We start from the raw sequence: 25,827 nt of genomic DNA, 5'->3' as shown, positions 1-25,827 counted from the left end.
AATCAAAATGATTCCAGAATGTTGGGAACCCCTAAAGGGTTTCCCAACACTCTGAAAAAAGTTACTTCTACCTATAGAAGTAACTTTTTTGTTATGCCTTTTGTTTAACTTCACTAACTTTCTTTTCAGCTACAATAAAATGTGGTCTACGTTTTGTTTCATAATAAATACGACCGATATATTCACCAATAACCCCTAGGAATATGAGTTGAATGCCGCCAATAAATAGTATAGCGGAAATGAGAGTAAAGTAACCAGGAACTTCCACACCACCAAGGATGATTTGAACGAACGTAGTGATTACATATAAAAGTCCAAAAATGGTTGTTAGTAATCCGAGATATATAGATAGACGTAACGGTTTATTATTGAATGAAATTACACCATCAATTCCGTAATTTAATAATTTCGAGAAGGTCCATTTACTTTCTCCATCAGAACGTAATACATTTTCATATTCAATGATTAATTCGTTATAACCGATCCAAGAGAATAAGCCTTTCGAAAATCGGTTGTATTCACTTAAAGATACTAAAGAATCCACTGCTCTTCGGCTTAAAAGTCTAAAGTCACCAATACCATCTACTAATTCAATATCTACAAATTTATTCATTACTTTATAGTAAAGACGAGAGACGAAAGAGCGAACGGGTGAATCACCAGTTCTTGTCCTTTTTGCAATGACTTGGTCGTAGCCGTCGTTATATCCTTCTAACAGTTCTTTTATTAATGTAGGAGGGTGTTGTAAGTCAGCATCCATAATAACGATTGCATCGCCTGTAGCATATTTTAAACCTGCTAACATTGCAGCTTCTTTTCCGAAGTTTCGACTAAACGATATATAGTGTACCGATGAATCTGCACTAGCTAAATCACGTAAAATATTTAAGGTATCATCTTTACTACCATCATTAACAAAAACAAATTCATAATCGGTAGTTAATTTATGAATTTCAAGAGAAGTCTCTGAATAAAAGGCACGAAGCACCTTTTCCTCATTGTAGCATGGTACAACGATTGAAAGAGTCATTTTTGACACTCCTTGTTTGTAGTGGGTTAAAACAATGTTATGCGTTTTTACATGAAGCTATCCAATTGGATAGCTTCATGATTCATTGATTGCTCATTATTGCTTTTTAAAAGAAAATTTTCGTCGTGCTTTTGGATTTGTGAAAATCAGTAAAGCTACACAAATAATTAGTGAGATAATTGATATAATCATACCTAATTTGAAGTAAGGTGTAACGTAAGTCATTTCGATTACATGTGAGCCTTTTGTAATGGGAACACCGATAAAGGCAGAATTCGCTTTCGTAAATTCCTTTTCTTTTCCATCAATTTTTATAGTCCAACCTTTACTATATGGAACAGATAAATATAGGAGCCCGTCTTTATTTGAGTTAATATCTCCTTTTAAATAATTGTTCTTATAATAAATATTTTCAAGTCTATTTTCAGTTAATTTTTTTGTTTCTTTTTGTACACTTTCATAGTTTACAATATTTGCTTGTAAGTCACCTAATTCATACTCACCTGCCACATCAATAGAGATAGTTAGGTTTTCTGGACGCTCATTGCCTAAATTGTAAACAAATCTTTCTAACGGATACGAGTATGCACCAGCATCGTCACCTTTTCCTATCATTTTTCCATTAACAGCTGCATTGAATGTACCTGCATTTTTCAACTTTAATTCTATTAGTAGATCACCAGGCGTATTAGGATAATTGATAGGTACGATCATATTTCCATAGCCATGAATAATTAGTTTATTTCCTTCTTTTTCCATGTTTTCGAATTTTGCTTTTTCCGTTTTAATAGATACTGCCTTTGATTTAAGATCTTGTTTATTAAAATGGTTTAATGAAAATTCTTTTGTATTATTAACGACAACAGCATGTAATAATAATTGATCACGCTGAGCGAAGTTTAATTTAGAAAACTCTTCTTCACTTATAGCCGAATCATATACATATCCTAACGGTAAAGCATAGTCGTTTTTGTAAATATTATATGGTCCTACTTGCTGTAATAGTTTATATCCATAAGGTACATTCTTTGGATCTGTATCAGCACTTAATACGCGATATTTTACACCTAGCATATTTTCAAGTAGTAGTCGGCTATCAGCTTGATAAAACATTGAAGGTGTATCGTACATTTGGAATACGCCGTATTTATTTTTCATAAAGTCATGGACATAATAGTTAACCAAGCTTTGATACGTACTTACGCCATGATAGCCTTGTAGCATTGGCGTGTTGTATTCGCTATATGGATTAAGGATACGATAAAAGTCTTTATCATGTTCTTGTATGTAGCGAATTGCAGCAATTTCTTCTTTATTATCATAGCCTGGTTCGTGTAACTTTTCTGGTGAAATCTGACTCTGTCCGTAAACGGTACTAAGTATATTATTCGCATACATATAATTCATAGAAATTGTGCTAACGAGCATGTTCAATACAACTAAAAATTGTATGAAAGGTTTAGAAATATAACGCCATAAACATACTGTAATAACAGAAAGAGCGACGGTTCCGAGTAAAATGTTATCAACGTCCTGTAAAGGCTTATCAGTTACATTTATATTTGCTTTTCTATAAAATGCATAAATGAATAATCCTATAGATACTAATAGACTTATTAAATAAGGTAATTTGTAGTCTTTCTTATGAATAACCATCCAATCTAAGATGTATGCAATTGTTTGGGCAATGACAAATACAAATAAATAAAACCATCTGGATTGCATTGCTGAAAAACCATTAAATACAGAATATGTATATGGAAGCATAAACAGAATGAACATGAATAACGTAAAGAATACTTTATTTTTAACGAGTTTATCACGTATAAACATTCCAAATACGATTAAGAATAAAATTAAAGCTGGTAAAGCTAGTTGATGATTTTCAGCACTATACATGAAGAAAATATTTTCCATTAAATCTTTATAAAACTTATCTTCAAATAATAGTGGTATCTCAAACTTTTTTGATAGTCGATCGGCGCTAAATACGGCATTAACTGATGGGAGGAAGCAAACGGCGGCTAAACCGAGTGATAGTCCGTACAATAAGCCGATTCTAATATAATAAGTTAGAAAAGAGACAATCGTTTTATTTTGTTGTGTCGCAAAGTATTGGAATAATGCATAAATGAATATGAAAATACTTGTGATAAAAGCAAAATAAAAATTTGATGCTAACATTAAAGTAGCAGCGATTAGGAAAAATCCGCGCTTCTTTTCAATAATATATTTATCAAGTCCCCATATTACTAATGGTAAAAATACAATGGCATCAGCCATGAAATCCCATAGTAAAGAGTGGCGGATGAAAGTAATACAGCCACCATATATAATAGCAGCAACAAAAGATGAGAATGCTGTTTTATTATGGTAACGTAAAGAGCCATACATGAATAACATAGCTAAAAAGTTTTTTAAAATACTCATGTATAATTTCACGTCATACACGTGCTCAAGACTTAGTTTAGGTAGTAACAGTGTAATCCAGAAAAACGGTGATGTGCTGTAATAATAACTAAACTCTCCAAATAAATCTCCACCTAACCCATAATCAAAAGACCAAAAAAGGTTGCCATCTTTAAAGGCATGTTGCAGAAGAAACGTAAAGAAGCCAAATTGGCGTAACGCATCCCCTGTACCAGAAAAGGCTTGATTAGATGTTAAAAAGAAATAATGAAAAGCAAAAGCACACAATAATAATATTGGCATAATTATTATCGTTTTCTTGGAAAAGAATTTATTATTCGGCTTTATGCTCATAAAAATTGATAATCCTCCTTTAAAAGTTTTTATCATGTAGCAACTAGCTTTTAGGTAGCATATAAAAACACACCAATTTTTAAAGGTGTGTTCTTTAGTTTTAACATGAGAAAATATATATTTTTGTTGAAGCATATATATTTTTACAGGCGTTGAAATTCATAGTTTACATGTAATTTAGTATAAGGCATTTTCAGAAAGTAAGTCAATTTGACCTGGAATATATAGAATTTTTTTACTGAAGAAAAATGGTGGTATATAAAAAAACAAAAAGCTTTTCCATTTTTAAATAGGAAAAGCTTTTTGTTTTTAAGCATATTTGCGAATGAGTTTTTGTTTTATAAACTCTAAAACGAATCCACGTATTTGAGGGTCAATTAAAACCCCGATTATACCGTATAGTATACCAGTAAGCGTTAAAGCAACTAATGGTGGTAAGCTACTTAATGTAAATCGGTATATGCCGTAACTAATAAGAAAGGCTAAGGAATTAAATATAATTCCTTTAACTAATAATTGTATGCCTTTACGAATAAAGAGGGTAAATCCGATTAATAGTGTAATTTCGGTAAGGATAGCTGCGACAGCTGCCCCCATCATTCCGTATTTACTACCTAATACAATATAACCTATGATGGCAACAACTAATCCAATAGTCATTGTTGTTGCACGTTTCCATTGCTGGCCAATTGTTGTTAAATTGTCGGCTAGTGGATAGTTAATTGATTGTAAAATAACCATAAACGCTAAAATAGCAAGAGCGTCACCGGCGGGAGCGTACTTTTCTCCTAATAAACTAACAATCCAGAAACTTGGATCAGCAATAAAGGGGATAGAAATTCCCATTCCTAAAAAAGACATAAGTTTTAATTCAAAACTTGATAATTTTCTATGTTCTTCAATGTTTTTCTCATTACCAAAAGCAAAAAGCCTTGGATAAAAGGCAGCTGCAATTACTCCAGGTATTTGATATAGTACAGCAGGTATTTTAGATGCAGCACCAAAGAATCCAACTTGATTATATGTTGAAACCTTTTCTAATATAATAGGCCCCAATTGTGGTAAGAGCATAATGATGATTCCATTGATTGTGAAAATAAGTAGTTGATCTAAAATACCTTTATCCCAACCCTTATGGACTTCTGTATAGCGTATTGTCATTATAAAGGCGATAACACCTGTTACAAGACTAGATACTCCGTACATAGCAGCAACCATCATAAGTGACCATTGAAAAGACATTCCTAGTAATAAGGCAGCGGCAGCTGTTACACCTTGTAGTACAGAAATAATAGCTGTAAATTGCATGCGTTCTGTTACTTGGAAGTAAGCCATTCCAATACCTTGTAAAGTTGCTCCGAACATTGTCGGTAGAACAACCCAATATACCATCGCACGTAAGTAAGCATCGGGATAGAAGAACTGGGCAAAAATGGCGAAGAGTACAGAAATTACGATAGCTAATATTAAACGAATACGTAAATAACTACTTATTAGTACACTAATATTAGCGTCGCTTCTCGTTCCTTCACGCATAAACGTATGTGTCAAACCTGCATCTGTAAAGTAACAAATAACAGCTGAAACTGCTAATGCAGTTGTAAACATACCGTAATCCTCTGGAGAAACATATCTTGCAAAGAGAATTGTTGCAATGGCCAGTACAAAGCGGACAGTAATGTTTCCTACAAATAGGTAGGATGCGTTTTTTAGAATTTTATTTGTTTTCATGAGAAAGGACCTTTCTATTCTTTAGGACCCGGTTAGCTTGTCCTATTTGTAAATTTGATTTGTTCACAGAAAGAGAGAGTATCGTTATATTTTCAGTTTAAGAAAACATAAATTTAATTCGTACAAACCAAAGCATTGCATATAGCTTTTTACTACGCTTTCCATTTTTTGAATAGATTTTACGGCAATATCTCTTTATATCTTTTTTGATTAATTGAACTTGGGCATTATTTAATTGAGAGTTTTCTTTAATGTATATACAAGCATTATTGATAACCGTATAAGGGAATAAATAAGTCTCAAGAATTTCAATAAGTGACTGAGAATCATTTGTAATGAAATCTTGAGATTTATTATGTACCCAGTCCTTCATACGATTGAATACTTCCAGCTCTTTTGTTGTTTTTAATTCATAATCTTTATACTTAGAAGAAAGATTTCCTTCTGATAAGATTCTATAATATGTTAAGTATTCATCGACATAACATACATTTATCACACTCATAAGCTTAAATAAAAACTCCAAGTCTTCGCCCCAACTACATCCTGGTGTAAAACGAATGTTATGATCCATTACGATGGATCGTTTGAAAATCCAAGTACTTGTTTGAGCAACAACTTGATGTGTTAGGAATGCTTTTGCCATATCGCCTTTAATAAAGTTTGTTGTATGTTCAACCTTCTCGCCTGTTTCTTCGTAGAAATTCATATAACCACAATAGCACGCGTCCATGTTGTTTTTATGCATACTTTCGACTTGCTTCTCAATTTTAGTTGGATGCCATAAGTCATCACTATCAAGGAAAGCGACATATTCTCCGCTAGCACTTTCGATACCTGTATTACGAGCTACCGAAACACCTTGGTTTTTTTGATGAACGTATTTTACTTGCCCTGTATATTTTTCGGCAAGGTTTTTCACGATAGAAGGTGATTGATCTTTACTTCCATCATCTACAATTACAATTTCAATGTTTTTATATGTTTGATCTAGTATTGACTGCATCGTTTCTTCAATATATTTTTCCGTGTTATACAGAGGTATGACAACAGAAACAAGTTGCTTTTGTTCCATCATAGAATTTTTATCTCCTCAAGTTTTTTATGTCTTGCACCATATATACAAGCCCTTTGAAAGGGAGAAGATTACAAGAACATCTGTATAAGTTTAACGCATATAAACTTTGTAAATCAACTTTCTATTAAAAAGGTGGCGGGAAGTGAGATTCTTATGGTTAATTCTCGTATTTCAAACAGCTTTAACATGTCTATTGCATATAAATTCTTATTCATACCATTTTAACTTATTAGTAAGTAGGATGTATTTATTGTAACGATTGTGAAGGCGAATAAATTATTATTGAGAATAAAAAAACCTCTTAATTTTTTAAATAAATTAAGAGGTTTTTTATATTAACTTTGAAATATTAGGTTAGTCTTTGTCTGGCTTAGTTGCATTTAATTTTTGCTTTAGTAACGCATAATCTTGCGTTAATGTTACAAGTTGATGATGTTGTTTAGAAATTTTTCTTGTTAGGTCGAAAATTAAGATGAAACAGAATAATAGTCCAAATAAGAATAAAATGGAAGGGGGATATTCTACTTTTAATAGTTTTCCAATCCAGTTTATAATTTTATCAGTAGAACTTAAAATAGCCATTGCAATACAAACTAAAATCCATAAAATAGCATATTTCGTTTCTAAAGTTCCACGGCGAATGGAATTAATAATTAATAATAATAATAATAAAATAAAGATGAATGAAAAGGTAATTATAGGCATTTATTATCAACCTTTCACGATTTTTTGCATCAATATAGCAAGGCTTACTTTAATCATGTAATATGCAGATTTAAAAGGTGTGATGGAAGATTGTCCACCTTGTCGTTCTTGCATATTTACAGATATTTCATTAATGCGAAGTTTTTTCTTTTTTAAATGAATAAGAACTTCTGGTTCTGGATAATCTTTTGGATAGTTGTGTGCAAAAATTTTAATTACTTCTCGATTGATAGCACGATATCCAGAAGTTGGATCCATAAATGTTTGTTTTGTTAGTACTTTCAATAGAGCAGTAAAATAAAAAATACCGATCCTTCTAGAAATACTACCTTTATATGTTGTTTTTTCTGTAAAACGTGACCCTAGCACCATATCGCATTCATCTTCAGCGATAGGCTTTATAATTTTATATAAATCATCTGGATTATGTTGTCCATCAGCATCGAACTGAATCGCAATATCATATCCGTTCTCATATGCGTATTTATATCCAGTTTGTACAGCTGAGCCAATACCTAGGTTATATGGTAAATTCACAAGGTGAACAGGAAAATCTTTTACGATTTGAGCTGTTTTATCGTGTGATCCATCATTAATAACGCAAATGCTTAATCCTGTAAAATGCTGTTTTAGTTTTAATAATCTTGTTAATGTATCTGCAATTGCTTCTTCCTCGTTATACGCTGGAATAATAATTAACGTTTTTGGTATTGAAATTGGTACTTCAATAGTCATTACCGCACCATCCCTTATATACTTAATCATATTATGGTTATTTTTAAACGAACTTTATTTAATATACCATTAACAGTATAACAAAATAAAGGAAAAGCTGATGCATGATTTAGGAGAACAGATTGAGAATAAAATGGTAAGAGGTGATATTTTGTATAAAAAAATACATGCAAGGAAGAACCTGTGCATGTATGATGAAAAGATTGTATTAAATATTCCAAGGCTTACTTAAAGTTAAAACCTCAGCCATCTCTTTACTTTTTAAACGTCCCTTTTTTCGGTTTTCCGCGCGTTCTAAACCGGTTGTGTGTAACCAATGTTCTTCTTCAGTTTCAGGGAGTACTTGTGGTACGGACGAAGGTTTTCCATCTTTTATTGCTACAAATGTAATGAAACAAGTAGCAGCAATTCTACGCTCGCCTGCTAATAAATTTTCTGCGATTACTTTTACGAAAACTTCCATTGAAGATTTCCCTGTATAACATACAAATGCTTCATAACAAACAGAATCAGCTTGGTGAATTGGAGTTAAAAAATCAACTGAATCAATAGATGCTGTCACGCAATGTTTACGACTATGTCTTGCAGCCGCAATTGAAGCAATACTATCAATTTCTGCTAATAATTTCCCTCCAAAAAGTGTTTGGTGATTATTTAAATCGTTAGGAAAAACACGTGTTGTCTTAATTGCTTTAGATTCTCGCATGAATTTCTTTTCCATATATTCAGCCCCTATAGTCTGTTTTCAATCAGAATAATATGTGTAAGCGGATTACTCATATTAGATATTTAATGAAGTAAAGTGTATTCCAAAAGAGGATTATTTAAACTTCTGTATTTGTATTCATGTAACTGAAAGAAAATTTATTTTATCTAAAATGTAGTGTAAAAGAGGATTCGCTTACATTGCAAGTAAAAAGTAATGACTATGTATTTGTCATAGAAATTCTCTATCAGCCGTGTACCCATTCATGATAGAATCGTTTTGTTATGAATGGAAATAGAGGTGCAATGGACATATGAATCATATACAAACAAATTTTTCATCTTTCTTCAATAAAATTACGATCGGTGCGATGCTCGCATTTTTTGTTTATAGTTGTTGGGCAGCATTTGAGACAAGTAAGCAATTCTTTGGAGGAAGTACAACAAGTGTAACCATCATATTGGCAATTTTCTTCATACTTATTTTGTTAGTGGCATCAATTCTACAATATCGTTTTACAGATAAACAATTTCTTATTTTTCTTATAAGTATATCTATAGTTGCGAGACTTAGTATGATGTTATTTGTAGACGTTCCAATAATTGGTGATATGAAAGTGATGTATGAGTCTGCAAAGCAGATTGCAATTGGTAATAATATAGAGACTGTAACTCATTTGCCTTTTATTATATATGAGTCAGTAATTATTCGTATATTTGGTGATACATTATTCGCTTTACAACTATTTAATGTGTTATTTTGCGCAGGAACCGCATTTTTTATTTATCGTATTGCGGCGATGGTTTTTGGAGAAGAATGCGGTCGTATTGCTTCTATATTTTATGCTCTGTATATTCCAAATATATTGCTGAGTTCTGTATTAACTCCTGAGTCACTTGCAATATTTTTATTTTATTTTGCTTGTTACATACTTTTATATAAAGGGTTAGATCATCCTTATATGTGGGTGTTTTCAGCGATTTTATTTGCATTTAGTAATATGATTTTTCCAATGGGATTATTTCTTCCTATTTTTATCACTGTATATGTATTATTAATTGAAGTGTTTCAATCAGCAACGAAACAAAAAGTGTTACTAAAGATGGTAGGGATACTTATTCTATTTTATAGTACTCATTTTGGTGTGAATTATGGAATTAAGGCGATGGGATTGTCACAATATACGATTTCGAATGAGACGTATGTTCAATCTGTCTTAATTGGAAAAACGAAACATGAGGAAAAAATATCGAAAAATCAAAGTGTAACAGAGCATATTGATCAAAAGTTAAAAGAGATTGAGGGAGAAAGATTTAAACTTTTAGAGCCGATGATAAATCAGTTTTCAGATGAGGGGATAAATTCTATTCTTTTCAAATGTGAAAGACTGATATATATAGCCGTAACATTGTTTATGACTATAGCTCTATTACACTTTCTTATTAAGAAACAACAAAATGAGGGATATATGTTGTTCTTATTTTTAATTAGTGGCTACGTCTTGTTAAGGCTGTTCCAAGTAGATATGGCATATTACAATGTAATTATGCCGGCAGTGTTTATTTTGCAGAGCTTTGGTGTTTATATGAGTTATGTGTATTGTCAAAAAATATTTTTCAGAAAATAAAAAGAATCCATTCTGGATTCTTTTTTTTGATGGAAGATGAAATTTAGTAGTCAGTGCAAATGGAAAGTATGCCTGACCTGAATTTTATCCCGCTATTTTCCGGACAGTAAGCCACCCACCTCAAAATTCAGCGAAAGCAAAGAAGTTAGGTGGGGGCCCTGCTACTCGTAAAATCCCGATTGGTGAGGGCTGATTATATCTTATCGATTTAGTTCTAGTTGTAAATTATCGGCTGTTAGAGCCATTTGTGAGGAATCATCTTGAATTCCTTTCATTACTTGTGAAATAGCTTGTAGCTCATGTTCAATTTTCTTATTCTGTTCTTTTGAGTTAGACATATCTTTTACAATTTCTTGGAAGTATCGATCTGTTGCCGACATACTATCGGTTCCTTCTGATACGAGAGAGCTAATTTGTTTCACGGAAGACGAGACACGGGTAATTTGTTCATTTGTTTTTTCGACGAGCTTTGTAACGTTAAATATAGATTCTTTCGTTTGCTCTGATAATTTTCGGATTTCACCAGCAACAACAGAAAACCCCTTCCCAAATTCTCCAGCACGTGCAGACTCGATAGCAGCATTTAGTGCGAGTAAATTTGTTTGCTCCGCGATTGATTTAACGATATCTATGATTTCGTTAATTTTGTTAGAAATATCGAGAAGTTCATGAGTATCTGTAATAATCGTTTCCATATTCATTTGAATAGATCCCATTCGTTTGTTTTGCTGGTTTAATTGTTCTTTCCCTTTATTCGCTTTTTCTTCAGATGTTGTAGCTAATGATGTACCTGTTTTAGCAATTTCTACAATAGTTTCAGATTTAGCGGTTAGTTTTTGAATAGAAGAGCTTGTTTTTTCAGATACAGCAGCTAATTCTGTTGCGATATGCGTAATTGTCATAGCAGTTAGTTCTTTTTCTTTCTCATGCTCTCTTTGTATTCTTTCATATTCAGATTCATAAGCCGCAAGAACAAGTTCTTGTTCAAGAGTGAATAATTTATTTATAACATTTATAGAATAGGAAAAATCATCGATTGTTGTTATTTTTGTTTGCAAAATCTTCATGATAGAGCGGAATAATTCTTGATAAGCAGCAGTATACCATTTTCGGTGTAAACCAATTTGTACATGCCTTTTGGCAATTCTAACACGCTGTTCAATAAAATCTTCATGCATATTGCCGCTGAATAATTCTTTAATATGTGTTTTTAAAGTTTGTTTTAGTTTTGGAATAGAGCTGTAACGTTCAATAATAGTAATTAAATTAGGTTGTTTTGTAATGTTGGTATAAAATTTTTCAGTAATCCAATCAATTTCTGCATAAATAAAAGGCTGTAGTACTTTTACAACTTGTAAATCTTCTTTTGAAATATGTAGCATATCCATTTGAATTTTCAATTCAGAATTAGTAGGTACATTAAAAGTTATTTGTTGGTCCTTACTTAATTCGATTATACTGGCATTTTTTTTATTAATATTTTTTTTGAAAACCCCAAGCATCATTCTTCCCCCTGTATATAAAACGTTTTCAATTTTAAAACTAATATAGAGTAATTATATATGCTTATATATAATTACTCTATATTAGTTTGTTGAATAGTATATAAATTAAGAGAATTCTAGATAGAATTCTCTTAATGGCCTTTATTAATTTTAGCATGTGTTTTAAAGAAAACAGGGAAATGCACATTATATATTACAGTGACGACACGAATAACAAATGTTACTAATAAACAAACATAGAAAGCTAATACGTGTGCCCCCATAGCGTGTGTGATTAGGAAGCTAATTGCTCCTAAGATAGAAGCGATTGCGTAAATCTCTTTTCGGAATACGTAAGGGATATCTTGAGCACAAATATCACGCAAAATACCGCCTCCAATACCTGTAATGACTCCCATTGAAACAACTAGAAATGATGCGTCAACATGATGTGACATTGCCGCGTTTGCACCAATAGCTGTAAAAACGCCTAAGCCAACAGCATCAGAAAGCATAATAACGACTTGAAGTTTATTGATGCGTTCAAAAAACATACAAGTAAATAGTGCTGATAATACACTTACGAAAAAGTAAATTGGTTTTACAAATGCGACAGGGGGCAGGTTACCAATCATGATATCACGAATAATACCGCCGCCGAGCGCAGTAGCTACAGCTAAACAAAGGACACCAAATAAATCTAAATCTTTTTTTAAACCAACTAATGTACCAGAAATGGCAGCGGCGATAATGCCAAGAAACGTAAATATATCGATTAATAACATGGCCTTAATCCCTTTCTCTTAAAGATGTTCCAGAGAAAAAATATACACTAAAGTATTGGAAATAACAATTACTTTTCGTTACATGTATAAAAACGGATAAAATACATAAAGAAAGCGTTTGAAAATGCTTAGGAGAAAACGAAGCAAGGTTAATCTTTAGTTGTAGGATAACCGAGTTGGTGTTTGTATATAATTATTAAATTTTATATATTTATAAACAAATTAACAAATGTTACTATAATGATGATAATAAGTGGAAGAGTGTTAGATAGTTTTTATAGAGATAGGGAAGGATAGCTAAAGGATAATGTTTTCTAGTACTACTTAAGCTGGATTTGGTTAGTTTCGGCATAAAAATAAGTTCTCAATTTAAATATGAGTTATGTTATAATTGCTAGGTGTGTTTTGAAGATAAAAATTATGATTAAAAGATAATGTTAAGATTTTGTATGGAGGTCTTGGAATGTTAGCAAATCAAGCTAGGGTTAGATTTGAGCATTTTTTGCTCTTTTTTATTATTTTACAGCCTGTTTTAGATTTATTAACGTCTCTTAGCATCACTTTATTAAAGTCAAATGCTACCGTTGGAATTTTAGTAAGATTCCTTATTATGGCTGTTGGTGGCATTTACATTTTAATTCAGGCAAAAGAGAAGGAAAATAGAAAGTTTTTAATTTATCTTATATTATTAGCCGGCGTTTTAGGGATAGGATTTATTAATAACAAACTAGTTAAGGATCCTATTGTACTTGGTGAAGAAGTTAAATTCGTTGCGAAAGCATTATATATATATATTATGCTGGGATCATACATTTTAGCTTTAAAATCATTGAAAAAGACAGTTAATATTAGCGATAAGGTTCGAAATAGTATTGTATATTCTACATTAATCATTAACGCAATTATGGTTATTTCTATTTCAACATCTACTGACTTTGGTAGTTATGAATGGATGAAGGTTGGTTCTCGAGGTTGGTTCTATGCAGGGAATGAACTAGGTTCAATCTTAGCTATTATTTTCCCTATTGTGGTACTATATTCTATTCAAAAAACAAAGAGCTGGAAGCACATTTTATATTGGATTCCATCACTTTTAATGATTTACTCATTAATTCAAGTTGGTACAAAAGTAGGAATGGGCTCAATTGGTGCTACGTTAGCAGTAGCAATCGGGATCATTGTACTACAATTATTATTTAATAGAAAAAATCCGAACAAAAAATCTCTTGCGCTTAACGCAGTAATTGCTATTGTCCTATTAGCTGGTGTAGTTGGAACGTTTAAACAAACGCCATTAGCGCAAAATATGGGTATTCACAATAATTATTTATCAGAGCAAAATGTGGCACAACAAGGTCAAAAAGAACAAGAAATTAAAGAGAAGCTGAAAAAAGAGCAAGAACTTAAAGCAAAAGAAGAAAATCATCATAAAGTTGAAAAGCCAGAAGAAAAGGCGAAGATAGAAGAGGAAGTTAAGAAAGAGCTTGAGAAAGAGCAAAAGAAAGAAAATCAAGAAAATCTTATCTTCAGCGGACGTCAAGTATATGAAGAAAGACATAAGCAGTTCTTTAAAGAAGCGCCATTGTCACAAAAATTACTAGGAATGGGCTATGCAGGTAACTTTAAATATAATGAACAAAAGCAGCCAGATCCAAAACTAATTGAAATGGACTTCCATGATTGGTTTTATGATTTTGGAATTATTGGTTTTGCATTATTAATGATTCCATTTATTTATTACGGGCTAAGAATTCTACTAGCATTTGCTACGAGATTTAAGGACATATTTAATATAAAATATGGAATGATTGCAGCAAGCTTATTGTTAGCATTAGGTATTGCTTATATTGCAGGACATATTTTAACAGCACCAGGAGTTGGGATTTACTTTGTAGTGGTGTTAGCTTATCTAATAGTAGACCTAGAAATTGAATGATAAAAATAAAAGCTAACTTTTGTTAGCTTTTATTTTTTAGTACAGTAAAATAAAAATAGATGGAAGCGTAGCGAGGATTTAAAGGAGGAAAAAATATGAGAATATTGCATATGAATGCAGGAGCAGAAGATGGGGGAGGGAAAACACATATTATTTCACTTCTCGATCAGTTTCCAACTGGTGAAGTAGAATTAGCAGTATTTGAAGATGGAATTGTTGCGAAGGAAGCAAGGGAGTTAGGGATAAAAGTCCATGTGTTTTCACAAAAATCGCGCTATGATTTATCCATTTTAAAGAATATAAGTGATTTTATTAATAAAGAAAAATTTGATGTAGTTCATACGCATGGTCCTAGGGCTAATTTCTATGTTTCTTTAATGAAAAAGAGAATAAAGGCAAAATGGGTAACGACTATTCATAGTGATCCATTTCAAGACTTTACTAAACAGGGCTTAAAAGGTTGGATTTTTACGAAATTAAATTTGAAAGCCTTAAAAAATATAGACTTATTTTTCGTTGTAACAAATAGATTGAAAAAAAGCTTGGCAGCATTAGGCATTTCAAATGACAAGATGCATGTTATTTATAATGGAATTGAATACGATCAGGAAAAAGCAGAAGGCTATAATAAAAAAGAAATGTTCAATATTGATGAAGATGTATTTACGGCAATTCAAGTAGCACGATTACATCCTGTCAAAGGACATGAAGTTTTATTCGATGCGTTACAACAAACAAAATTAGAGAAAATTAAAGTATTATTAGTTGGAGATGGCCCATTAGAAGAAAATCTAAAGTCATTAGCTACTGAAAAAGGGATTAACGATAAAGTAGAGTTTTTAGGACATCGTCAAGATGTAAAACAATTATTTGCGTCGTCACATGTAAATTTATTAACTTCCCATAGTGAAGGGTTCCCACTAGTTTTATTAGAAGCGGCAAACCAACGCGTACCATCAATTGTGACTAGAGCCGGAGAAATTGAACCATTAATCGTAGATGAAACTTACGGATGGATTGTGCCAACAGGTGATGGAAAGGCATTGGCATTAGCTTTAGAAGAAGCGTATGATAAGTGGAAGACCGGAGAGTTAGCAGCAATGGGTAAACATATTTATGAGCATGCTACTATGGACTTCTCACTTCAAAAACTATATGACGATACAAAAGAAACATATAAGCAATTAATAGCGAAAAACTTGTAATGATAGAGAGGATAGTTAACTATGGCAGTACAAACAGTTGATATTCTAGGCGTTCCTTTTTCTACAATGACAATGGATGAAACGGTCCAATATTTAAAAGAACAACTAGAAGCGGAGCGAACTCATACGTTTCAGGTAGTAACAGCAAATCCTGAAATTGTTATGTGCGCAAAAAAGGATGAAAAGTTCTATCAAACATTATTGAATACAGATTTAATTACACCTGATGGTATTGGGGTTGTAAAGGCAAGTGGCATGCTTGGTACACCTTTAAAAGAGCGTGTAGCAGGTTTTGATTTAATGTGTAATTTACTTGCGAAGTTATCAGAGGATAGTAAACCAGTATCTGTTTTCTTATTAGGTGCAAAGCCGCATGTTGTACAAGCTGCAGCAGATCACTTAACAAAGACATATTCAGCTGTATCCATCGCCGGGACACAAGATGGTTATTTTAAACAAGAAGACGAAGAAAATATCATTTCTCGCATTCAAGAAGCAAAACCAGATTTATTACTTGTTGCACTCGGTTTCCCAAGACAAGAGAACTTTATCCAAAACAATAAGCATCGTTTAGAAACGAAAATGGCTGTTGGAGTAGGCGGAAGTTTAGACGTATGGGCTGGAGAGGTAAAACGTGCACCAAAATGGATTCAAGCGATTCATTTAGAGTGGTTTTATAGATTATGCAGTAATCCAACACGCTGGCGTCGTCAGTTAGTATTAGCGGAATTTTTAAAAGAAGTAATGCGTTCGAAAAAGTAGCGAAATATCGCTGCTTTTTTATTTGTTCGTTTTTAATAAATTGAAAATTTAATCAGTTAGGCATCTCTACTGATTATTAGCCCTCACCAATCGGGATAGGCGTTTTACTTTTTGGGAATGATGAAGGAGAAATTTTTTACACAAAAGTATTTTACTTATACAATTCACACATGTAAAATGATGTGTAAAGACACCTGTGTGAGGAGGACTTCTAGTGGGCAAGGTAAAAGAAATTTCGAAGCGCAAACTACTTGGTATAGCTGGGCTTGGATGGCTATTTGATGCAATGGATGTCGGAATGCTTTCATTTGTAATGGTAGCCTTGCAAAAGGATTGGGGATTAACGAGCCAGGAAATGGGATGGATAGGTAGTATTAACTCAATCGGTATGGCAGTAGGAGCGCTTATTTTTGGGATACTATCAGATAAAATAGGGCGAAAATCAGTCTTTATTATTACATTATTATTATTTTCTATCGGTAGTGGTTTAACTGCGTTAACGACGACACTCGCGATGTTTCTCGTTTTACGCTTTGTAATTGGTATGGGGCTTGGCGGAGAGCTTCCGGTTGCCTCTACACTAGTATCAGAGAGTGTTGAAGCACATGAGCGTGGGAAAATTGTTGTGTTATTAGAAAGTTTTTGGGCAGGTGGATGGTTAATTGCAGCTCTTATCTCGTATTTTGTTATTCCGAAATATGGTTGGGAAGTCGCGATGGTATTGAGTGCAGTTCCAGCACTATATGCTTTATATTTAAGATGGAATTTACCGGATTCCCCAAGGTTCCAAAAAGTTGAAAAAAGACCATCTGTTATTGAAAATATAAAATCAGTTTGGTCTGGGGAATATCGTAAAGCAACAATTATGCTATGGATTCTCTGGTTTTGTGTTGTCTTTTCCTATTATGGAATGTTCCTTTGGTTACCAAGTGTAATGGTGCTAAAAGGATTTAGTTTAATAAAAAGTTTCCAATACGTACTTATTATGACATTAGCTCAACTTCCAGGATATTTCACTGCTGCTTGGTTTATTGAACGTCTCGGTCGTAAATTTGTTTTGGTTACGTATTTAATCGGAACAGCCTGCAGTGCCTATTTGTTTGGGGTTGCGGATTCATTAACAGTATTAATCGTGGCAGGTATGTTACTATCCTTCTTTAACTTAGGTGCTTGGGGAGCATTATACGCCTATACACCTGAGCAGTATCCAACCGTTATTCGTGGTACAGGTGCAGGAATGGCAGCAGCATTTGGGCGTATTGGTGGTATTCTTGGGCCACTATTAGTGGGGTATTTAGTTGCCTCAGAAGCTTCACTATCATTAATATTTACGATTTTCTGCGGATCAATTTTAATTGGTGTATTCGCTGTAGTAATACTTGGACAGGAAACGAAGCAACGAGAATTAGTATAAAATGAAATTTTAAACGTATCCCTGACCGTTTATTATCCTACACTACTCGGCTCTTTCTAGGCAGTTAATGTAGGATAAAAGGGGAGAGGAAACCGAAGTGGTTTCCTTTTTTCTGTTTTTTTAGATAAATAATGGTATAGTAAGAAAAAGGGATTATTTCTTATAAAAGCGAATGTATACAGCAGGACATATGGACAAAGAATTAGGTGGTTGAAGAAATGAAAATTTTACTGATCATGGAAGAGGCAGAAGAGAGAAGAGAGTTAGCTGAAAATTTCACTGAAAATATGAGAAATGTAGAATGTTTTGAAGCAAAGACAGGAACAGAATCTTTATTTATGATGAAAAAACATATACCAGACTTTGTTTTTTTAAGTTCCAAATTACTAGATGGTACTGGTTTTGAATATGCAAGTTTATTACGAGAAATAAATTGCTATACAAAATTTATTTTTGTAGGTGAAAACATAGAGGAATCTATTACAGCTTTTCGTTTCCAAGCATTTTATTATTTATTACGACCATTTCGTGAAGAAGATTTACAATTTCTTTTATATAAAATAGGTAAAGAACAAGGTGAGAAAGCAAAGAGTTATTTGCGGAAACTACCGATAGAAAGTCAAGAGGGTATACGATATATGCTCCCAGAAGATATTGTATATGTAAGTAAAAATAAAGAAAATAAAACTGTTTCAATTTACACAACGAATAATCAGTATATTTCAACATATACACTTCAGGAATTAGAAAATAAGCTAAATGCATATGATTTTTTACGTGTGCATAAAAGCTATTTAATTAATATGTCATATGTAAAAGAACTGAAACCTTATTATAATGGCACGTATAATTTGTATTTAGATAGGTATGATGAGCAACCGATTCCAGTCAGTCGTAATTATGTAAAACGTCTTCGAAATAACATTGAATTATAGTAGGTAATGATAGTATTTTAACATGATAAACTGAAAATCCTTCATGATAAGGAGGATTCAAGTTAAATATTCAGAAAATTTAGTACAATCTCCACTAAGAAATAGTATTGGGGGAATTGTATGTGAAGACATTGAAATCGATCTTACTTTGGGGCGTTATTACAGCAGTAGGAGCAGGTGCTTTTGGGGTAATAGCTTTATCACAAGGTGAAACCATTAATGCTGTATGGCTCTTAGTAGCTGCCGTATGTGTATATGCAGTTGCTTATCGTTTTTATAGTAGATTTATAGCGAGAAAGGTTTTTAATTTAGATGATAATCGGCAAACACCAGCCCATACATTAAACGATGGGAAAGACTATGTTCCAACAAATAAGTGGGTATTGTTTGGGCATCACTTTGCAGCGATTGCTGGGGCGGGACCTTTAGTAGGACCGATTTTAGCAGCACAAATGGGATATTTACCAGGGACCATTTGGATTATCGTTGGGGTAGTTGTTGCGGGGGCTGTCCAAGATTTTGTCATTTTATTTGCTTCGATGAGACGTAATGGTAAATCGTTAGGAGAAATGATCAAGGATGAGATTGGACCTGTTACAGGACTAATTGCAATGATAGGTATTTTAGGAATTATGATTATTTTATTAGCAGTATTAGCGTTAGTCGTAGTAAAGGCACTGATCGGAAGTCCTTGGGGAATGTTTACGATAGCAGCAACTATTCCTATCGCTATTTTAATGGGAGTTTATATGCGCTATATTAGGCCTGGTCGTGTTGGAGAAGGGTCAGTAATTGGTATTATCCTACTTATTTTATCTCTTATTGGAGGACAGTATGTAGCAGAAAATCCAACACTTGCAAGTATGTTCACATTTAGTGGTGAAACAATTGCTATTATGCTTATTGTATATGGATTTATTGCATCTGCATTACCAGTTTGGATGTTATTAGCACCACGTGATTATTTAAGTACGTTTTTAAAAGTTGGAACAATCGTTGGCTTGGCGATTGGCATTTTAATTGTAGCACCCGATTTACAAATGCCAGCAGTTTCGCAATTTATTGATGGAACTGGTCCTGTTTTCTCCGGTAATTTATTCCCGTTCTTATTCATTACGATTGCCTGTGGTGCGGTCTCTGGATTCCATGCTCTCGTTTCATCTGGTACAACTCCAAAAATGATTGAGCAAGAGGGACATGCACAGCCAATCGGTTACGGAGCAATGTTAATGGAGTCGTTTGTAGCAGCGATGGCAATGATTGCAGCTTGTGTATTAACGCCAGGAACTTATTTTGCGATTAATAGTCCGGCGGCACTTATTGGTACGGATGTATCGCAGGCAGCTCAAGTTATTTCTTCATGGGGATTCGCTATTACACCAAATGAACTAAAAGAACTTGCTGTAAATGTTGGAGAGCAAACAATTTTATCACGTACAGGTGGCGCACCAACGTTAGCGATAGGTATGGCATATATTTTCTCACAAGTAATAGGTGGAACGGCGATGATGGCATTCTGGTATCATTTTGCCATTCTTTTTGAAGCACTATTTATTTTAACAACGATTGACGCAGGAACGCGTGTAGGACGATTTATGATTCAAGATATTTTAGGGCATGTATATAAGCCGTTTGCGAAAACAGATTCTACATTAGCGAATGTAATAGCTACAACGTTATGTGTATTAGGGTGGGGATATTTCTTATACCAAGGGGTAATAGATCCGCTCGGTGGAATTAATACATTATGGCCACTTTTCGGTATTGCAAATCAAATGTTAGCGGGTATCGCATTATTACTTGGAACGACAATTTTGTTCAAAATGGGGAAAAAGGCGTATGTTTGGGTAACACTTATTCCAACTGTGGGATTGCTTATTGTAACGATGACAGCTGGTTATCAAAAGCTATTTCACGAAAATCCTAAAATCGGATTTCTATCTCACGCGAAGGTATTCCAGGGAGCGTTAGATGAAGGAAAAGTGTTAGCACCAGCTAAAAATGTTTCTCAAATGAAGCAAATTATTTTTAATGATTATATCGATGCAGCGCTTTGTGGGATTTTTATGATAGTTGTAATTGCTGTGTTAATTTCAGCACTTCGAATTTGGATCCAAGTATTAAGAAATAAGCCAATGCCGTTAAAAGAGGCACCATATATTCCTAGAGATGAAAGTGAGTCGAGGAACTATGCTTAAAAAGCTGTGGCAAGTATGGGAGGAAAGGAAGCGCTTTATTAGTTTGCTTGTTGGGGTACCAAGTTATGAAGTATACGTAGAGCATATGAAAAAGCATCATCCAGAAGAAGAGGTTGTATGTCAAAAGCAGTTTTTTGCTGAGGCACAAGAAGCGAGATTTAACGCAAAGGGTGGAAAAATATCACGTTGTTGTTAATGAAAAAGGGCGAGCTTTCGCCCTTTTTATTTTTTTGCTGTTCCACGTGAAACAGCAAAAACAAACAAAAAACTTTGGGAATTAAAGGTATTTCGTATACAATAAAGTAAGGAAAGGGATAGATAGAAAAGTAAGGAGATTATTTTATGTTAAGGGACTTATTTGTAAATACAACAATTATTCTTTCCTTTATTTTTGTTGGAGGTCAGCTTTTAAGAGATAAGCCGTTAAAAGAAGGATTCTCTTTTGGGCAGAAATGTGTAGTGGGCATTTTTACTGGGATATTAGGTATATTACTAATGTATTTCGGTGTTCATGTTGGTACTATCTTATTGGATTTACGCTACTTAGCGGTTATTCTAGCTGTTATTATTGGAGGGCCGATAGCGAGTACTATAACAATTGGTATGATTTTAGTAACAAGGCTGTTGTTTATGGATTATTCATTAGCTTCTCAAGTGGCTTTTTATACAATCATTGCGATAGGAATAGGGAGTATCTTTATTTCGCGAATGAAGCTTTCTTTAGGGGAAAAGTGGGTATGGTTACACGCATATATTTTATCTATTCTAATCCCAGCGTTATATATATGGCTAATTAAAGACATTCACATAGTGGGATTATATTTAATTTCTAGTATTATTACAGGTTACATAACATTCATAAGTGCAAAATATGTTTTACAATCCAATGGGTTATTTCAAACGATGAAGCAATACGCAACGATAGATGCATTGACAAGCCTAGGAAACGTAAGACAATTTGATTTAGAGATGAATCGTCATATTGGTAATAAGCGTATGAAAAATGATTCACTTTGTTTACTACTTATAGATATTGACCACTTTAAGCATGTAAATGATACGTATGGGCACCCAGCGGGAGACGAAGTGTTAAAACAAGTAGGGCATATTTTGCGAGAAATGTCAGCATTTCCGGATTTGGTTTTTCGAAAGGGTGGAGAGGAGTTTGCGCTTTTGATACCAAGGAAAGGAATAGCTTATGGAATTCGTATTGGGGAGCAAACTCGTATAGCTGTTGAAAAACATTCATTTCAATTGTTAGATGGAACGAAAATAAAAATTACAGTTTCGGTAGGGATTTCAGAATATAAAGAATCACCAGAGCAATTTATTCAAGCGGCGGATGATGCGTTATACTACTCGAAACGAAATGGTAGAAATAAGGTTAGTTCTGCATCTTAAAGATAAGATGACCAGAAGACATAAAGCTTATAAAAACACTCACAGAGGCAATGTATGAACCTTGTGAGTGTTTTTATTTATATATTAGACAAGTTCTTTTGATACAACGAATTTACGATATGCACCATGGTGAGTTGGACCTACGTATTCGTTAATTTTGAATGAGTAACGAATAGCAGCTGTGATGAATTCTTTAGCAGTTTTTACTGCTTCTTTCACAGGTTTTCCTTTTGCAAGTTCTGCAGTAATTGCAGCAGAATATGTACAACCTGCACCGTGTGTATTGGTTGTATCGATTTTTTCTGATTCTAGAAGATCGAATGTTTCTCCATCGTATAGGACGTCGATTGCAGTTTCTGTACCAAGTTTGCTTCCGCCTTTAATTAGTACGTATTTGGCACCTAAAGCATGGATTTTCTTCGCTGCTTCTTTCATGTCCTCAAGAGAATTAATTTTCACACCGCTTAATTGGTAAGCTTCAAATAAGTTTGGCGTTACAACTAATGCCTTTGGCACAAGAACGTCACGTAAGCAATCGTTCGTTTCAGGATGTAATGCTTCATCTGCACCTTTACATACCATAACAGGGTCAACTACTACATTTTTGAAATTGTGCTTTTCAATTGTTTCTGCAACCATTTCAATAATTTCTACTGATCCAAGCATACCTGTTTTTAAAGCGTCTACGCCAACACCTTCAATTGTTGTTTCTAATTGTGGTTTTAATGTAGAAGCTGGGATTGGAAATACGTTATGTGCTCAACCGTTATGTGGATCCATCGTTACGATTGTTGTAAGAGATGTCATTCCGTATACGCCAAGTTCTTGGAATGTTTTTAAATCTGCTTGTATACCAGCACCGCCACTTGTGTCAGAACCAGCGATAGTAAGTGCTTTATTTAATGTCATTATGAAAGCCCCCTCAAGTGATATAATGAAAACTATGTTTTCACCATTATATCAATGTTACGAATAAGTACAAAGTGAAAAGTAGATGATTTATTTTAAGAGCTATTTAAAATCTTGTATGCAGGAGACTGAGTATGTTTCGAGATAATCGTACAAATGAATTAGTTATATTAAAGGAAATTGCAGAAACTTTAAATACATCAAATGATACATATCATGTATTGCAAGCTGTCCTAGAGAAATTACTAAGTGTGACAGGCTTAACGACAGGATGGATTTTTCTTGCGGATGAAAATGGGAAGTATACGAAGTTGATTGATTACCAATTACCAGAGGCACTTACATATGAAAATAAACGCCCGATGTGCGAAGGTGAGTGTTGGTGTTTACGAGGTTTTGTAGATGGGAAATTAGAGAGAGCCGTTAATATTATTGAATGTAAAAGAATTAATAATGCAATTGAATATAATTGGGGAGATACGGAGGGTATTCTTCATCATGCTACGGTGCCTTTAAAAGCTGGAGGAGAAAAATTTGGGTTGTTAAATGTTGCAAGTCCGGGTAAAACACATTTTTCGGAAGAAGAATTAGTATTACTCCAATCGGTTGCTTTCCAAATTGGTACGGCTTTAAAGCGAACGAAATTATATGAAAATGAAAAGAGAAGAGCACATTATTATGTGAAATTAGAGCGTTTCATTCAAGATTTAAAAACGATTCATAAGTTTAATGTACTACCTGAAAAGGTGGTAAATCACGTAGGTGAGGTATTTCAATGGAATCAAGTGGCACTTTTTATTAGGGAGGAAAAAGAACTATCTTTGCGAGCGTCTTACGTTCAGGAAGAGTTACAAGAGGATGTAAAAGAGGCGGCTAAGAAGGCGTTAGAACAAGATGAACCAGTTCTAATAAAACATCAAATAGGACATAATGTACATCTAAATCGAGCTGTTATCGCTACGCCAATACATATTCAAAACCATATATTTGGTGTTTTATGTGTTAGCTTGAATAATGGAGAGTTTGATGCTAATACAATAGATGTAATTCAAGCACTATCTAACCATGTTTCGTTAATAATAGAGAATTTGAGGTTAAACGAGCAGCGCCGTGAACTTGTACGAATGGAAGAAAGAAATCGGCTAGCAAGAGATTTACATGATTCTGTTTCGCAAAAATTATTTTCATTAACCTTTATGACAAAAGGCGCCGAGGCAGTTTTAAAAGGTAAAAATGAAAAGGTAGATCAATCTTTGCATGAGATGCGTGAACTTGCGCAAGGAGCTTTGAAAGAAATGAGGACATTAATTTGGCAGCTTCGCCCGGCAGGATTAGAAAAAGGATTATTGCCAGCTCTAAAGCAGTACGGTGAAAATTTGGGACTGAAAATTAGGGAGCAAGTTACGGGTGTTCGTGAATTACCTCGTGTAGTAGAAGAAGCTTTGTGGCGCATTGGCCAAGAAGCACTGAACAATGTAAGTAAGCATGCAGGTGTAAAAGAAGCGACGATTTATTTTACAGTGAATGAGAAAAATGTATCATTAGAAATAGTTGATCAAGGAAAGGGCTTTGTGGAAAAGAATATAAAAGAAAAGAAATCACTAGGTATGACTACGATGCGTGAAAGAGTAGAATTAGTTGGTGGAACAATTAAAATTGTAAGTAGTAATAAACGAACGAGCGTAAAAGTAAATGTACCATTATGATGTGAAAATGAGGGAAGTTTGTGAAAATAAAAGTATTGTTAGTTGATGATCATACAGTCGTTTTAAAAGGATTAGCATTTTTCTTAAGTACGCAAGAAGATTTAGAGTTAGTTGGAGAAGCGAATAATGGGAAAGAAGCGTTAGTGAAAGTAGGAGAAACAAATCCTGATGTTATATTAATGGATTTATATATGCCTGAAATGGATGGTGTTGAGGCGACGGCATATATTAAAAAAGAGTATCCAAATGTGAAAGTAATTGTGTTAACTAGCTTTTCTGATCAGGCGCATGTGTTACCTGCATTAAGGGCTGGAGCAAGTGGATATATTTTAAAAGATGTAGAACCGGATCAGCTTGTTGAAGCTATTCGAAGCGCATATAAAGGTAATATTCAATTACATCCGGATATAGCAAATGCTCTTCTCTCTCAAACATTACCTGTAGAAGAAAAGGAAGAAGAGCCTTCTATTCAAGTGGATGTACTAACAGCGAGAGAAAATGAAGTATTGCAGCTATTAGCGAAAGGGATGAGCAATAAGGAAATTGCATCTGTTTTAGTTATTACAGAAAAGACAGTTAAGGCGCATGTAAGTAGCATTTTGAGTAAGTTGAATTTATCTGATCGTACGCAAGCGGCATTATATGCAGTGAAAAATGGAATTGTATAAGACGAAAGTCGTAAGACCTAGTTCGTCTTTAGAAGGTGGACTTTTTTTA

The 25,827-nt window shown here is 33.7% G+C and carries 20 protein-coding genes and 2 pseudogenes; 11 read left to right on the top strand and 11 right to left on the bottom strand.

Going from position 1 to position 25,827, the window contains the following annotated elements; genetic code table 11:
* Window positions 1-91: 91 nt before the first annotated feature.
* The 7 genes from ACODS7_RS11875 to ACODS7_RS11845 all read right to left on the bottom strand — a co-directional run bounded on the left by ACODS7_RS11875 (window position 92) and on the right by ACODS7_RS11845 (window position 8,763).
* On the bottom strand, window positions 92-1,030 hold the full coding sequence (locus ACODS7_RS11875) for a glycosyltransferase family 2 protein (protein ID WP_043935117.1): 939 nt from the start codon (window positions 1,028-1,030) through the stop codon (window positions 92-94).
* Between the two features lie 96 nt (window positions 1,031-1,126).
* Window positions 1,127-3,793, bottom strand: coding sequence for a YfhO family protein (locus ACODS7_RS11870; RefSeq protein WP_224980462.1), 2,667 nt, complete (start codon window positions 3,791-3,793; stop codon window positions 1,127-1,129).
* 309 nt (window positions 3,794-4,102) lie between these two features.
* Window positions 4,103-5,524 carry a flippase gene (locus tag ACODS7_RS11865; RefSeq protein WP_098630106.1) on the bottom strand — a complete coding sequence of 474 codons (1,422 nt, stop codon included), beginning with the start codon at window positions 5,522-5,524 and terminating at the stop codon, window positions 4,103-4,105.
* A gap of 97 nt (window positions 5,525-5,621) precedes the next feature.
* Entirely contained in the window at window positions 5,622-6,602 is a 981-nt protein-coding gene (locus tag ACODS7_RS11860) for a glycosyltransferase family 2 protein (RefSeq protein WP_098630107.1), read from the bottom strand.
* A gap of 354 nt (window positions 6,603-6,956) precedes the next feature.
* Window positions 6,957-7,307, bottom strand: a complete 351-nt coding sequence (locus ACODS7_RS11855) for a DUF2304 domain-containing protein (RefSeq protein ID WP_097961415.1) — start codon at window positions 7,305-7,307, stop codon at window positions 6,957-6,959.
* A 6-nt stretch (window positions 7,308-7,313) separates the two neighbouring features.
* Entirely contained in the window at window positions 7,314-8,042 is a 729-nt protein-coding gene (locus ACODS7_RS11850) for a glycosyltransferase family 2 protein (protein WP_048564315.1), read from the bottom strand.
* A 208-nt stretch (window positions 8,043-8,250) separates the two neighbouring features.
* Complete coding sequence (locus ACODS7_RS11845) at window positions 8,251-8,763, bottom strand: acyl-CoA thioesterase (RefSeq protein ID WP_000412120.1); 513 nt, start codon at window positions 8,761-8,763, stop codon at window positions 8,251-8,253.
* Window positions 8,764-9,061: 298 nt separating this feature from the next.
* Here ACODS7_RS11845 and ACODS7_RS11840 point away from each other — a divergent pair, with 298 nt between their 5' ends.
* Entirely contained in the window at window positions 9,062-10,375 is a 1,314-nt protein-coding gene (locus ACODS7_RS11840) for an ArnT family glycosyltransferase (protein ID WP_243168386.1), read from the top strand.
* Between the two features lie 200 nt (window positions 10,376-10,575).
* On the opposite strand, the gene ACODS7_RS11835 is transcribed toward ACODS7_RS11840, so the two are convergent.
* The 3 genes and pseudogenes from ACODS7_RS11835 to ACODS7_RS11825 all read right to left on the bottom strand — a co-directional run bounded on the left by ACODS7_RS11835 (window position 10,576) and on the right by ACODS7_RS11825 (window position 12,644).
* A complete protein-coding gene (locus ACODS7_RS11835; protein ID WP_370541919.1) occupies window positions 10,576-11,277 on the bottom strand; it encodes a methyl-accepting chemotaxis protein in 702 nt (233 codons plus the stop codon).
* Window positions 11,278-11,331: 54 nt separating this feature from the next.
* Window positions 11,332-11,877: pseudogene (locus tag ACODS7_RS11830) on the bottom strand (protoglobin family protein); the annotation flags it as partial.
* Between the two features lie 134 nt (window positions 11,878-12,011).
* Complete coding sequence (locus ACODS7_RS11825) at window positions 12,012-12,644, bottom strand: trimeric intracellular cation channel family protein (RefSeq protein WP_000924371.1); 633 nt, start codon at window positions 12,642-12,644, stop codon at window positions 12,012-12,014.
* A 463-nt stretch (window positions 12,645-13,107) separates the two neighbouring features.
* Between ACODS7_RS11825 and ACODS7_RS11820 the strand changes: the two genes are divergently transcribed.
* The 8 genes from ACODS7_RS11820 (at window position 13,108) to ACODS7_RS11785 (ending at window position 22,495) form a co-directional block, all read left to right on the top strand.
* Entirely contained in the window at window positions 13,108-14,580 is a 1,473-nt protein-coding gene (locus tag ACODS7_RS11820; RefSeq protein WP_243168387.1) for an O-antigen ligase family protein, read from the top strand.
* A gap of 95 nt (window positions 14,581-14,675) precedes the next feature.
* Window positions 14,676-15,785: a glycosyltransferase family 4 protein gene (locus ACODS7_RS11815; RefSeq protein WP_016079581.1), complete on the top strand. Its 1,110-nt coding sequence runs from the start codon at window positions 14,676-14,678 to the stop codon at window positions 15,783-15,785.
* Window positions 15,786-15,806: 21 nt separating this feature from the next.
* Window positions 15,807-16,547 carry a WecB/TagA/CpsF family glycosyltransferase gene (locus ACODS7_RS11810; RefSeq protein WP_000290751.1) on the top strand — a complete coding sequence of 247 codons (741 nt, stop codon included), beginning with the start codon at window positions 15,807-15,809 and terminating at the stop codon, window positions 16,545-16,547.
* A gap of 214 nt (window positions 16,548-16,761) precedes the next feature.
* A complete protein-coding gene (locus ACODS7_RS11805) occupies window positions 16,762-17,961 on the top strand; it encodes an MFS transporter (RefSeq protein ID WP_000521106.1) in 1,200 nt (399 codons plus the stop codon).
* A gap of 218 nt (window positions 17,962-18,179) precedes the next feature.
* Window positions 18,180-18,896 (top strand): LytR/AlgR family response regulator transcription factor, encoded by a 717-nt coding sequence (locus ACODS7_RS11800; RefSeq protein ID WP_000698259.1) that lies wholly within the window; start codon window positions 18,180-18,182, stop codon window positions 18,894-18,896.
* A 122-nt stretch (window positions 18,897-19,018) separates the two neighbouring features.
* Entirely contained in the window at window positions 19,019-21,094 is a 2,076-nt protein-coding gene (gene cstA / locus ACODS7_RS11795; protein WP_043935111.1) for a carbon starvation protein CstA, read from the top strand.
* Window positions 21,087-21,290: a YbdD/YjiX family protein gene (locus ACODS7_RS11790; RefSeq protein WP_016079584.1), complete on the top strand. Its 204-nt coding sequence runs from the start codon at window positions 21,087-21,089 to the stop codon at window positions 21,288-21,290. Before cstA ends, ACODS7_RS11790 begins: the two co-directional genes overlap by 8 nt.
* Window positions 21,291-21,436: 146 nt before the next feature.
* On the top strand, window positions 21,437-22,495 hold the full coding sequence (locus tag ACODS7_RS11785) for a GGDEF domain-containing protein (RefSeq protein ID WP_016079585.1): 1,059 nt from the start codon (window positions 21,437-21,439) through the stop codon (window positions 22,493-22,495).
* Between the two features lie 84 nt (window positions 22,496-22,579).
* On the opposite strand, the pseudogene pdxK reads toward ACODS7_RS11785, so the two are convergent.
* Window positions 22,580-23,404 (bottom strand): annotated as a pseudogene (pdxK, locus tag ACODS7_RS11780) (pyridoxine/pyridoxal/pyridoxamine kinase).
* Window positions 23,405-23,538: 134 nt separating this feature from the next.
* Between pdxK and ACODS7_RS11775 the strand changes: the two are divergent.
* Both ACODS7_RS11775 and ACODS7_RS11770 read left to right on the top strand, forming a co-directional pair.
* Complete coding sequence (locus tag ACODS7_RS11775) at window positions 23,539-25,110, top strand: GAF domain-containing sensor histidine kinase (protein ID WP_243168388.1); 1,572 nt, start codon at window positions 23,539-23,541, stop codon at window positions 25,108-25,110.
* A gap of 20 nt (window positions 25,111-25,130) precedes the next feature.
* The gene (locus tag ACODS7_RS11770; protein WP_000695799.1) at window positions 25,131-25,778 is read left to right on the top strand and encodes a response regulator; all 648 of its coding nucleotides are present in this window, start codon (window positions 25,131-25,133) and stop codon (window positions 25,776-25,778) included.
* Window positions 25,779-25,827 lie beyond the last annotated feature (49 nt).

It is taken from the genome of Bacillus sp. FG16, assembly GCF_057809515.1.
Note: the sequence above shows the minus strand (reverse complement) of the source record. Positions and strands in the feature narration are given on the sequence as shown.